Here is a 13,029-nt window from a genome sequence, read left to right on the forward strand (position 1 = left end):
CGACTCCCGGTCCGGCCGGTCACAGCACTCCGAAGCTCGACGTGATCCACCGCACCGGATCGGCGCAGCGGAACGGCGCGATTCCGCGCGAGTGCAGCCGGTTGCCGCTCGGCGGCTGCCCAAGCGCCGACACCACGAAATACCGATGTGCCAGAGGTCGTCCGGTCGACGGGTTCTCGACGGCGGCGACGATCGATCCCCCGTGCAGCCGGGTCAGCAGACTGCGCACCTCTTCATGCAGCAGCGCGCCGTCAGCCATGTCGTAGCGAGGCTGGTCGGAGGTGTCCCGCAGATATGCCGCACCGGAATTGGACATGATCAGACTCCAGTCGGAGCCCTCCACGCCGCGCAACACCCGCAGGGCGTCGAACTTCGACAGGATCACCGCAAGCCTGGGCTGCCCGGGCCCGATGGCCATCAGGACGTTGTTCAGCACCGCCCGCGGATCGCCGCCGCCGAACATCTGCGCGGGCAGCAGGTCCTGCAACTGATCACGAATCGCCTTGACCCGCAGCGGATCGAACATGAAGAAGACGCCGTCGGCGTTGGCGAAGAACCGGAACGCAGGCGTCCGCAGGTCACCGGACTCCATGTCCTCCCCCGCGACGTCACGCAGCACGAGGTACCGGCGAACCCCACCCCACATCCCGAGGGAGAACATCAGCGGCTCGCGCTGATGGCTCGACTGGGTCGCCACAGTGGGCGTCGGCGCGATCAGGCCGCGCTGGACGTACAGGGGATTCTCGTAGTTGACCGCGTAGGCCGCCGCAGTGGCTCGGGTCACCGGGCTCATCGCGACCCCGAGCCGCTCGCACAGCAGTTCAAGCTGTTTCACCAGCACGGCGATGTAGAGGCTCTTCCCAGTGGCGCGGGCACCCGCCATCGCGATGCAGATCGCGTGCCCCTCCCGCCATCCCTCGGGCAGTTCGAAATGACACACCGGGCACACCTCGACGGCAGGGCCCTGCAGGGCCCGACTCGCCTCGAAGGCCGGTGGCGGAGGACCGTTGTAGCCCGGCGGTCGGGTCCAGGTGTAGAACGGGCCGCAGTCGACGGGTGCGCCGGCGTAGGCCGAACCGACATCGTCGTGGTAGCGCTGTCCGCCGGCCTGCGCGGGCAACGTCCACAGATGCTCGACCGGGCTGAGGACGCTGAAGCAGCGGGGACACTTCGTCACATCGGCCTCGCCTGCAGCGCCAACGCCAACGGCACCACCACGCGTTCGATCACGCCCGGATTCGCCAGCATCGCGGCCGCGGCGTCATGACCGGGCGGCGGCGACGGCAACCGGGGGCCACCCGCGGCGTCCTGTCGGTGGTCATTGGACAGGGTGATCGTGGGAAACGACTGTCGCACAGCCTCGGTGGCGAAGTCCGTGCACACCACGGTGCGGGCGGGGCCAGGAGACAACCGGGACCACCGCGCACCGGCACACCATCGAGGCTGCGCGGCGCGCACCGCCGCCGACAGTTCGGCGCCGGGAACCGGTGGCACGCCCGCGACGTCAGCGCCGACGTAGACCGCCGAGACCTCGCCGGCTCCGACGGCGTCGGCCACTCCCACGACGATGTCGGCGACCGCGGCCACCGTGCCGTCGGTGAACCAGGTCCGCATCGACGCCGACGCGTCCATCGCCAGCACCAGTCCTTTCCCGGATGACGCGGCCTGACCGCGGCCGATCGCGTTGCGGGCGGCACTGCGTGCCGCGGCGGCCAGCGGGCCCAGCGGACGATCGGCGACCGCGCTGACCCCGACTTCGATCTGCTGACCACGCGGAGTCAACGTCGCGAAGACCACGCTCGCGTCGCCGCTGACGTCGACGGGGTCGAACACCACCTGCACGGGATCGACCTCGGCTGGGTTGTCGGGGGCGATCGTGAGGTGGATCGCGGTGCCGGGCGCGAACCTGGGCGCACCGACGGGTCGCACCGCGACCGACAACCCGGAGATCAGGCGCGGCAGGACCGCGTGGTGGGCGGAGTTACGGATCACGGGCTGTTCTGCGGCACAGCGTATCTCGAGCTCAACACCGGAGACCGCACCGGTGATCGACACCGAGATCGGCTGGTGGGGTATGTGCACGCGCTGATTGCGCGCGCCGACAACGTAGATGGGCATCAACGGCTCCGGGGTGTCACGGCGGTGTCGACGGCAAGCGGCGCGGTGCGCTCGACGTCGTGCACCAGCCTGCCGATCATCTTGCGGTGGCGGCGCAGCGCGCCGCCGGAGTCCTGACCCGTCCACTGCGCCATCAGCGCAGCCGCGGAATCGACTTCGGTGTCGGTGAATTCGTCAGTGGTCACGATATGCGCGGCAGCCTGCCGAAGCAGCGCTGCCACCGACGCGGTGCCGACTCCGTCGGTCGGCGCTGGATCGTCCTGCATGAGGCTCACCGCCACCAGCACCGGGGCACTGACCACCCCGGAGTCCACCAACGCGCAGACCCGGGAGACCGCGGCGACCGCACACGCGGGCAGCGCCGCCAGGCGATCGCAGCCTGCCGGGTGGGGTTGATGCCCCACCAGCGCCACCATCGACAGCGCCAACAGTCGCACCGCGGCATCCTCATGCAGCGCGCCCGGACGTTGCGCCGTGAGTTCGGCCTCCCACAGCGGGCAGTACGCACGCTGGTGAGTCTCGACATACCCCTGCTGCACCCAGGTCGTGAGGTCGGTGCCCCGCAGCGCTGCCCAGGCCACCGCCGTGTCGTCACGGTGCGCCTCGATCACCGCGGCGGACAGTTCGGACAGCCCCGCCGAGTCCGCGGTGCCCATCAGGGTCGGAAGCACCACGCGTCGCGTCAGCCGATGGTCCCCTGCGACCATGAGGAGGTCTCTGGGGTCCCACACCCGGGCCCCGGCCAGCGCATCGAACTTCGGTGAATCATGGATCCGCAGCCACCACAACGCAGCCCGGCGATCACCGGCTGTCTGGCGCGATGACTCCACGCCCTGTTGCAGGGACCACACGCCTCTGACGGCGGCGCGCAGCCACACACCGTCCCACGCCTGGGCGGTCCACAGTTGCGACGCTGTGGGCGCCTCGATGCCGAACGCCAACCAGTCCACGACGTCCGAGGGCACCGCGACCTCTCCGTCGGGCGCGGTCCTGCTCCGCAACAGCTGTTCGGCCAGCAGGAGCCTGGTCTGCACGTCGATCCGATCGCCGAGACGACGCGCCACCCCCGCGCCGACGTCCCCGTCGATGAGTGCTGGGACCACCTCGTGGGCCAGGCTGCGCCGGATCGCGTCGTCGGCGATGCCCGCGCGGATGGTCAGGTCCGCCAGTCGCAGCACCCTCACGGGACCGGCGTCGCGCGCCTGAGCGAGGCCCTGCTCGAGTGCGCTCGACAGCTCCGGGGGCACCGCACGACCATGGAAGGTGTACGGCGCATGCGGTATTCGGATCATCTGATCGAGCCAGACCGGATCGGTGACGGCTCGGGCCAGGTAGATCCGAGCGATCATCTCGCCGGCGGCACCGCCCACCTCCTGCTGCACCGCACGCCACGCATCAGCGGTGCTGACCCCGACGCGGTCGGCCACCACCGCCGACAGCGTGCGACCCACCGGCGAATCCAGTGCCGCCCCGCGCGGCGAATGCGCCGCGATGACCACTGCGGCCTCCTCCGCGGCGTCGGCGAACTCCGCGCGTGCGACCACGGCCATCGCCATCGGCCACGCCGGATGCAGGCCCTCGTCGCCCGCCGCCGCGGCGTAGTGGTCGATGTCGTGGAACAGTCGTCGGGCCGAGGACGAATCCAGAAGCGCCACTTGAGCCATCGCCGACCACGCGGTGACCTCGATGTGTTGGCCGCCTGCCGTCCGGTGCGGTTCCACACCGAGTTCGCCCAGCGACATGGTGGCCGCGTCGTCGATCACGACGACGCGTGGTGGAAGCGCAGCCAGGTCAGCCCGGGGCATGGCGATCAGATGCTGACCCGCACGCACGGCGGCCGCAAGACCGTCAGCGCGATCGAACGTCGAGAAGCTGAAGCGGGATGCCGTGCCGGCCGACATCAGAAAGCTCACCAAACCCGTCCACTGCGCGGCATCGTCGGGCGAGTCGACACCGAGAACCACGGGTGCCTGGCCCGCCATTGCCGCTGAGACCGCATCGAGGAGTCCCAACAGAGTTCCCAGGCGCCAATGCCGGGGGTCGAGCAGGAAGTCGATCACGGTGTCGGGGGTCACCGCGACACCCGGTTCCGGCGGGGTGGGCGCCAACTGCGCGGCGGCCACCTGGCCAGGACCGTAGGGGCGCAGCCAACCCGGCGAACGCCACCACTGGATCGGTCGCCGCCCCGACGGTTCGTCGGGACGGCGGTCCAACACGACATGGGCGAACACGTTGCCGGGGCGGCCGGTGGCATCCGAACCCGCGGGCACGCTGTGCCAGTGGGCGGCCCCGCCCGCGTCCAGCCGCCCGAATGCCAGTCGGCGGGACCCCTTCTCGAGGTCGTCGGGCGTCGGATACGCGGGCAGCGGCGGGTCCGGCTGGAACACCGTGCGCACGCCGGCCAGCAGTGCGCGCTCCTCGTCGGCGGAGATGTCGCCGACGCGCTCTTTGACCTGCCACCCGCCCGCGCTGCCCGCGGCGTCGAACGAGGTGTAGGTCAGCTGGCCGTACCTCGGTGCCGTCACTGTGGCGGTCCGGGCGGCATCGGGAACAGTCGCAGCGACTCGACGGGCGGGTCGAGCAGGGCGATTGTGCGCAGTCGCGCCGGCGACGGTGTGTTGACGAACAGGCGCAGCCACCCCGTGCTGAGGTCGCGGAGGTTGGCGGCCCAGAGTTCGCCGTTGCCGTGCGTGGTCAAGGCCGACCAGCGCAGTTCCTTCGACGGCGCGTCGGTGAGCCGGCCCTGCTCGTCGACGGGTGCGACGTCGACCGCGGCGCCGTCGCTGACCGACAACGGAATCCGGGAGGCGTTGTGGACCAGCACGAATGCCGGCGACCCGGGCAGGTCGTGTTCGGAGCGCATCGCCACCGTCGCGTGGGTGGGGACGCCGTGGTCATCGCGTCCGATCCTGATCGCGTACTGAAGCCGCAGCAGGCCCTCGTACTCGATGCTGCGGACCGCACCGAGCACGCGCTGCCCACGGGTGAAGGCCACCGGCGCCAGGTGCAGCGAGCACCCTGTGACCGGCAGCTGCCCCGACAGGTGCATCCCGCCGTACTTCTCGTACTCCTCGAGGGAGATCTCGAACTTCTTGCCAGTCAGGCCTTTTCGAGGATCATGCCCGCGGGGCGCGAGATGCACCACGACCGCGGCCGCCCCCGAGGGCCAGTCGAAGGTGATCACCTGCTTGTTGCAGTACTCCGCCAACTCCACGTCGCGGATCTCACCCGTCCGCACGGCCGACTGGGTGGTGCCCAGGGCCGCGTTGCCCGCCAGCACCGTCACGGGGGTGAAATAGGAGCGACTCCAGGCCGACGGCCACGACACCCCCGTCATCGTCGCGGTGGCCCGCCCGGACCCGTCGGTGCGCTCTGAAATCGGTTGTGTCAGACGCATGTCGAGGGACAACCCGATCTGGTCGAGCGCAGCCTCCGGAAGCTCGGCCGCATCCGCACCCGCACGGGGGCCGTCCTGACTGCGGTAGATCACCACCACGCCGTTACGGGGTGGCGTCCAGGTCAGATCGAAGACGCCGGGGCCGGAAGGGCTCACGACCAGATCGGTGACGGGCGTCAGCACCGCGGCCATCTCGATGTCGATCTGCGCGGCCTCGGAAAGGCGCATGACGCCGTCGACCGTGGCCGCACACCGCATGCGATAGGTGTAGCGCTGTCCGCCGACGGCTTCGGTGTCGACGAACCCCGAGAGGTTGTCGCTGGTCGCCAGGATCCGGAACTGTGGTCCGTCGCGTCCGTCGGCGTCGGCGGGGATGCGGTGCACGTGCACCGTCTCGACCCCCGGGGGAACCGTCCACTGCCCGATGACGCGGCCGTGATCCTCGCGGACGCTCACCCCGACCACGGGACTGACCAGCACGCCCTCGGCGTGCAACTCGGGCTGCGCGGCCAGGGCCGCGCTTCGGGTCGGACCGGTGTTGACCCACACCTGGAAGTGCCGAATCGCCCGCGCCGGCGGCCGCGCGTCGAATGTGTCGGTGCCGGTGGTGATCGCGACCACATCGGCACGGTCCGGCGAATACGGCCTGCTCTCCTCGGCCGAGATCACGCGGTAGACCACCACGGACTCGCCGCCGTGCGACGACGGCAGGAACACCGGCCAGGACAGCTGTCTGCCCGTCGTCGCGCCCGCGGCGTCGTGTCGGGGCACGATGGTCACCGCATGCGGATGACCGCGCGCCGGACCGAACGCAAAGGGCGCGAAATCGGCTGGGGAGAAATCGGTTTCAATGTTCTTACGTGGCGGTGGCGGCGCCGACAGGTGGGCCACCGAGATCATCGCGGTCTGTTCGACGCCCTCGGCGGCCAGCGGGCCGTCGGGCACCGACCGATGCCGGCCGGTGGGCGGTGGCGGGTCGGCATCGAGTTCGGCGAGCAGCGCGGCCAGCGACTCGGCGTGATCGGACACCGCGCCGGGCAGCATGGCGCGGATCTGCTCGACGTCACTGCGCCCCGAACGCAGCACCAGCCGCAGGTGCGCCTCCTTGAGCGTGCGGGCCGAGATCGCATTGGAGTCGATCAGCGCCTGCCGCCACGCCAGCAGAGCGGGCAGCCTGGCATCGTTGGCGGTTTCGGGGGCCGGGGTGGTGTCAGACATCAGAACACCATGTCCTCACCCGGGGGCTCGGCACGCTCGGTGCGTGTGATCATCACCGTGGCGTCGTCCGCACTGCCCGGCACTGTCGAGATCGGGACCTCGAAGATCGCGAACTCGTACGGCGGCAGACCGTCGCTCGCCTGGATCACGGCGGCCCGGTAGCCCAGGCCGACCCTGGTGAGCGCGAGGTCGTCGATGGCCACGGTGCCGCGGCCCGCGGTGACGGCGGCGTTGGTGAACAGCGACGCGTCGAACGGCGCGGCGCGGCCGGGACGGTGGTCGGTGATGCCCGCCGAAAACTGCTCTGCCGGCACCTGACGGCCCAGGGCGGGGATCGCCACCAGGCCCGCGAGCGACTCGCTGATCCCACCCGACTGGTGTGCGGTGTCCTCCAGGAACATCTGCTCGACCCGGGCCCACAGCGCATCCGCCCCGGTCGGCTGAACCCGGCCCGAGGCCACCGCCACCGACCACTGGTCCAAACCGGAACCGGTTCCCACGCCCGGCATTCGGAACAGCGTCACCGGGTCCTCCCGCAGCTGCTGTGCCGCCGCGGCGACCAGATCGTCCCAGGGCCGACTCAGCCAACCCAGCGCATAGAGTCTGCGCTGCACCGCGTGGGCCGCGTTGGCGGCGTGCTCGGGGCTGGGGTCCGCCACGCCGACCTGCGTTGAGCGGGGCAACCCGTCGAACAGCTGGCCCGGCTCGGGTCGGGCCGCGGGTGCGGGACCGAACGGTGCCCGCAGCACGGTGCCCACCACCCGGCTCCAGGCCAGCAGCTGGCCGTACGCCGAGGACAGCCGTGCGACGTCGTTGCACGCGGTGCGCAGATTGGCCTGCATCACCTCCAGCTGGCTCTCCTGGGATCTTCGCAGATTCATCTCGGCGAACAGGTCCCGCTGCGCGAGGAGGAACAACACCAGCGACACCACGATGTAGAGCCCGATCAGCACGCCGCCGGTGGACAACGCGAACGACCAACTCACCCAGCCGAACGCCGCGATCGCGAGCAGGATCACCAGCACCGCGAACAGCGCCCAGGAGAACGTCTTGAGGATCAGACCGATCGCCCGCTGGCGGGCCCGCAGCTGCTCGTCGACACCGCCCTGCTGGGCGGCGGCCTGAATGCCGGCGACCAATTGGCCCACTTCGGTGCGGGCCCGCTGCAGGAAGTCGACCAGGATGGACGAGACCTGCACGGCATAGCTTTTCGCGCATGCCGCCTGCCAGTTGTCCAGTTCGGTGCTGGTGGTCCGGGCTTCGACACCCGCCGCGGGGTCCTGGTATGCGCGCCGCAGGCGGTCTCGCAGGGTGGTCGCCCCGAGCACGTCGGCGGCCTCCACCGCGTCGACGCCGATCACCGCGGCCAACGAGGTCGGAATCCCGGCGAACTGTTCGGCGGTGCTGGGCACCACGTCGGCGGAGTTGGCCACCACACCGACTCCGGAACCGATCTGGATGGGCTCCAGTCCACCGGCGCGACGTCCGCCGTCGGCCAGGGTCAGGGCGCCGTTGACGAAGTCGGTCCACAATGCGCTGAGGTCCTGCCGCGCGAGGTGCTCACCGGGCGGCGGTCCGCCCAGCGCGCTCGAGAGGGTTTCCGCGCTGCGGCCCAGATCCTGCCAGTCGGCCAGTTCGGTGTTGGCCACCACCGAAAAGGCTGAGTTCGTCCGGCCGAACACCGTGCCCTGCACGGTGCTGGCGACCACCGAACGCGCCGAACCCAGCACCGCCGACAACCATGCCGATGGAGCCCTTCGCAGCGCCGCGCCGATGAACCGGAAGAACATCTTCAGCGCCGTGCCGATCGAAATGGACTGCGCCGCTTCGTCGGTGCCGCTGATTCGGGGTCCGCGCAACACGTCGCGGTGTTTGGTCCACAATGCCTGAGCCATGGCCCGGGTGGCCGTTGGGACGTCCTCGATGTAGACCACCGGGACCTGCCCGCCCCGCGGAAGGGGAAGGCGCCCGCTGGGGTCGAACAGTTGCGCGCGCAGCCTGGCCTCGACGCGCGTGGTGTCGAGGCGCCGGTAGAACCCACGAACCGCACGCACGGTCTGCCCCGGCAGGATCTCCAACTGGTCGAAGGGTGTCTGCTCGACGCCGGCCCACAGACCGGTGGCGCCTGCGACGACGGGGGCGACATGCTGTGCCAGGTCCAGTGGATCGGTGAGGCGACCCCACGGCACGGCCCCCAACCCGGGGCCGGCCGAGTCCTCGGGAGCGACCAGCAGGTTGTGCCAGCCCTCGAGGACCAGGGCCAGATCGGGGGTCACCGGCTCGCTGCCGCCTCGCGTGATCAACATGCGCAACAGCGTGATCCGCGCGCCCATCGAACTGCTGCGCACGGTCTGCTCGACGGCCTGCTCGACGGCCAGTCCGACGCGTTCATCCGCCGGAGCGTCCATCGGCACCAGCACCACGACCCGGATGCGGTCGTACCGCTGCGCGGTCAGCAGCTGCTGAAGCTGCACGGGCTCGCTGCACCCGTCCCGGACCAGTGTCGCCGCGGTGGACACCCCGCCGACGTCGCGCGCGTCGACCCACACGAAATCGGCGAGCAGCCCGGCCGCCGAGTAGTCGCCCAGCAGCGCGACGATGTGCTCGGTGTGTGCGCGCGCGACGACAAGGACTGTCAGCGCGCGCGGCGATGCGGTGCTCATGGTCAAAACGTCCCGCCCTCCGGAATCACCACCGGGCTTCCGTCGTCCACCAATGCGGCCGCGCCCGCCCCGCTGACTCCGGCCGCCAGCGCGGCCGCCTCCCGGTCCAGCAGCTTGATCAGCGTGTCGGTGGCCCAGTACACGTCGGGCGCGAGGTCACGGAAGATCGGTGTCTTGGCGGCCTTGGACCGGGTCCCCACGGTCGTGAAGGCCCCGTCGGGAGCTGCGCCGGGTGCGCCCGCGGGCAGGTACTGCGCCGCGACGTCGCGGATCGTGGCCAGCCACGTCTGCGCGGCCTCGTGTCGCTCCTGGGCCGTCTGTGCGGCGGCCACCGGTCCGACCCGGGATGTCACACCGGGCGCGGTGCTGCCCGACTGCAGGAAGTCCCGCAGCAGGCCCGCGGCCGACAGTTCGACGATGCCGCTGGCCGGGTCCTGCGTGTGCGAGTCGTAGAGGGCGCGCAGCACGCCGTAGGGCCGCAGCGAGCGCATGACCGGCGGCTCATGCGACTGCGCGATGGCCAGCAGGATGCTCTCCAACACCGCGGGCAGCCAGTCGTAGGGCGCCAGGAACTCCGACGGCGGGGTCAACAGCGGATTCGGGAAGTCCACCCACGTCGAGGTTTCACCGTCGAAGATGCGCACGGGTTCGGCGTAGGGCGAGGCCGGGATCTGGATCCTGCCCAGCAGCTGTCCGAGGAACCAGCCCGCGGTCATGACCCGGCGTTCGTCATCGGTCATCGGCAGCGACGCCGACAGCGGCCGGGACCGGCGCCAGCGCCAGAATCCCTTGCGGCCCGGCCCTGCGATCTGCGACCACTGTTGGGCGGCCGGCTTGAGCACCGAGTCGAACGCCAGCGGCGAATAGTTCGGGTAGGAGCCGAAGATGTCCACCCGGGTGACGTTGTCCTCATCCGACAGCGACCGGTCGTAGTTGTCCCGGCTGGCCTGGTCGATGCGCGGGTTGGCGCGCAACACCTCGGCCAACGCCTCGGCGACGGGCTGACCCAGGAAGGGCACATCGGAGAACTTGTAGCGGTACTCGACCTGTCTGCCCGGGTGCACCCGCTGCAGCGCCTGGTCGTTGACGCTGGCCAGCGGCCTGGCCAACGACAGCGCCTCAGCGAACTTTGTGGCGATGTCGCGCCGCCGGTTGGCCAGCTCGGACTCCGAGGCACCCACCCCCGCCACGAAGTCCCGCAGCGACACCCTGCAGAACTCCTCGAAGGCCTCACCCGGCCGCTCAACGTAAAGCCGTGCGCGGCCGAGCAGTTCGTGAGTACGGGTGTGCACGTCGAATTGAGCCATCGACGGCACCCGGGCTCGTCCCGTCTCGGGGTCGGTACCCAGGGCGCGGGTCACCCACGTCGCGGTCCGGGAGATCAGGCCGCCGGGAGCCGAATAGCCTCCGCTGGTCCGCCATTGGCCCAGGATCACACTGGCGGCGGCCTCGTCGATCGCTCCGCGCAACGGGATCATCGCGCCGGTGCCCGCGACGGCCTTCGGCAGGTCAGTCTCGTACCGCGCCTTGAACGCCGCCGAACTGATCAGCAGCACTTCGTTGTTGGCCTCGGCGAAACGCGGCGGGACCAGTTCGTCCGCGTCGGCGGGCCATGCCGAGTACTGATCGGTCGACAGGCGCGCCAGGCCGACATCCGACGGCGGATCAGCACGGGCCTTCTCCAGAAGGATCATCGCCTCACCGAGCGACTCCCGCAGCGGCGCAAGCAGTTCCGGTCCCATCACCCGCATGGTGTCGGCGATCCGGGCGGCGGCGTCGGCGAACAGTTGGCGCCGCACGCTGGCCCGGAAGCCGTCGAGCGCGGTGCCCAGCACCTGGTCTGCGTTGGTCATCACCCCGTGCAGTGAGCGCAGCGCGGCGTCCACCTGGGGCGGGACGGCGACGATGTCGGGCGGCCCCATGCTGCCCAGCTGAGCGACGCCGGGCGCCAGAGCGTCGTCGATGTAGCGGCGCAGTCTGTCCACGAGTTCCCGGGCATACGGCAGGCCGAGGTTGGCGACCGCCACGCCGACCATCCGCTCGAGGCGATCGGCGAACTCGTTGTGCCAGGCAAAGGCCATCACGTACGCGGCCTCGGCGCAGGCCCGGGCCAGCTCGGCGCGCCGGTTGTGCAGTGCCTGCCGGAAGATCGGCGTCCACTGCTCGGCGTTCATGCCCTGCGGATTGGGCAGGTAGCCACGCAGTTGCCGGTCGATCAGGCCGTTCACGGTGGCGTTGACGGCCTCGGGTGGGAATGCGCCTGCACCAATCCAATTGCCCAGGATGCCGACCCGGGTCTGCTCGTCGCTGACCGACGCGGGCAACCTCAACTCGGTGCAGTGCGCCTGCCACTGGCTCGACAGCAGTGAATCGAGCTGTTCGGTGCTCGACGCCGGGTTCCCGGTCTGCATGTGGCCGAAGAGCAGTTTGTCCACCGCGCTGCGGGCCAGGCGTTGCGCGGCGTACTCGGCGTAGCGGTCGCGCCCCATCGACAGGCTGGAGAACCCATAGGTGCCCCAGGGCAGCACATCCCACGTCGCGATGCCCCACCCGAGCAGGTCTCGGTCACCTTCGGGCGATGCGGTGTTACCCAGGTCGTAGGACACGAACTGGTCACTGGCCCGGCCGCTCATCATCAGGGCCGCCAGACCGCGGGCCAGACCGCGGTAGACCGCGTACTGCGAACCGTCGCCGAACTGCGTGCGGTCGGCACCGATGTAGCGACCGACCGGGAAGACCCGCGCGAAGGGGATCGGCTCCCCTTCGCCGTGCTGCTGGCCCAGCGCGCGCAGGATGCGCACATCATGCTCGCGTGCGGCGCCGGACTGACTGGCGACGATCTCACCGAGCATCGCCAATGCGTTGGCGCGCACGCCGATTCGGGCACTCTCGGGCAGTGACTCGAAGATGTCGGGAGTCACCATGAACACGCCCATGAGCTTGGGGTCCAGGCCCGTGACCAGGGTCAGCAGCCGGCAGACGTCAAGCGCCATCGACGCGCCCGCGCCGCCGGCCATCGAGGACACCACCAGCACCAGTGGCGGTTCGTTGGGGTCGAACCGTCCCATCCCCGGCACATCCGCCGACGCCATCGCCGAGATCGTCTCCACCCGGAACAGCGCGTCCCACGCGGACTGCAGGCGCGCGTGGATCTCGCTGGCCTTCGACAGCGTGATCATGCGGCCGATCGCGCGGTACTGTCCGGCACCCGCCGAGATCGGGTTGGTGACCTCCTGGGGATTGCGGGGCGCCCAGGTCGCGATCGTGTCGAGGCTGTTCTCGGCGACGAGGCGTTGTGAGAGCGCGCCGTCGAGGATCGCATAGCTGCTGCCCTGCGGACCGCAACCGATGTAGCTGCCCCCCTGGGCCGGAACGTTGGCCAGACCCTCGGGTCCGGACTCGGCCGCGCTGGGCACATCGATGTGGACGAACTGCCAGCCGGGCAGGAGTCTGTCGATACCGGCGGCGTGCAGTTCCGAGCGCAGTTGGTCCATCATGAACGCCAGCGTGGCGCCGCCGGAGCCGCCGCATCCCACTACCAAGAATCGACGCATCAGCTTCCTTCCCTAAAGGGGTCGAAGGGTTCGTGTTTCGGCGGCGGTGGCCCCCCCGGGGGCGGGCCCTGGGGCTGTG

At 70.3% G+C, this 13,029-nt stretch carries 6 protein-coding genes; all 6 read right to left on the reverse strand.

Features of this window, described 5'->3' with window-relative positions; translation table 11 throughout:
• Positions 1 to 19 precede the first annotated feature (19 nt).
• From A5727_RS05075 to A5727_RS05100, 6 genes are read right to left on the reverse strand one after another with little or no spacing between them, the layout of a single operon-like run.
• Positions 20 to 1,177 (reverse strand): hypothetical protein, encoded by a 1,158-nt coding sequence (locus tag A5727_RS05075; RefSeq protein ID WP_068245524.1) that lies wholly within the window; start codon positions 1,175 to 1,177, stop codon positions 20 to 22.
• A complete protein-coding gene (locus A5727_RS05080; protein WP_068245525.1) occupies positions 1,174 to 2,118 on the reverse strand; it encodes a vWA domain-containing protein in 945 nt (314 codons plus the stop codon). The genes A5727_RS05075 and A5727_RS05080 overlap by 4 nt, the downstream gene beginning before the upstream one ends.
• A complete protein-coding gene (locus A5727_RS05085) occupies positions 2,118 to 4,643 on the reverse strand; it encodes a GAP1-N2 domain-containing protein (RefSeq protein WP_068245530.1) in 2,526 nt (841 codons plus the stop codon). The genes A5727_RS05080 and A5727_RS05085 overlap by 1 nt, the downstream gene beginning before the upstream one ends.
• On the reverse strand, positions 4,640 to 6,733 hold the full coding sequence (locus A5727_RS05090; RefSeq protein WP_068245536.1) for a SaeA-related protein: 2,094 nt from the start codon (positions 6,731 to 6,733) through the stop codon (positions 4,640 to 4,642). The genes A5727_RS05085 and A5727_RS05090 overlap by 4 nt, the downstream gene beginning before the upstream one ends.
• Positions 6,733 to 9,396, reverse strand: a complete 2,664-nt coding sequence (locus A5727_RS05095) for a hypothetical protein (RefSeq protein ID WP_068245541.1) — start codon at positions 9,394 to 9,396, stop codon at positions 6,733 to 6,735. The genes A5727_RS05090 and A5727_RS05095 overlap by 1 nt, the downstream gene beginning before the upstream one ends.
• A gap of 2 nt (positions 9,397 to 9,398) precedes the next feature.
• The gene (locus A5727_RS05100) at positions 9,399 to 12,950 is read right to left on the reverse strand and encodes a tubulin-like doman-containing protein (RefSeq protein WP_068245546.1); all 3,552 of its coding nucleotides are present in this window, start codon (positions 12,948 to 12,950) and stop codon (positions 9,399 to 9,401) included.
• Positions 12,951 to 13,029: the final 79 nt, after the last annotated feature.

It is taken from the genome of Mycobacterium sp. ACS4331 (assembly GCF_001667265.1).
In the GTDB taxonomy this organism is placed as follows: domain Bacteria; phylum Actinomycetota; class Actinomycetes; order Mycobacteriales; family Mycobacteriaceae; genus Mycobacterium.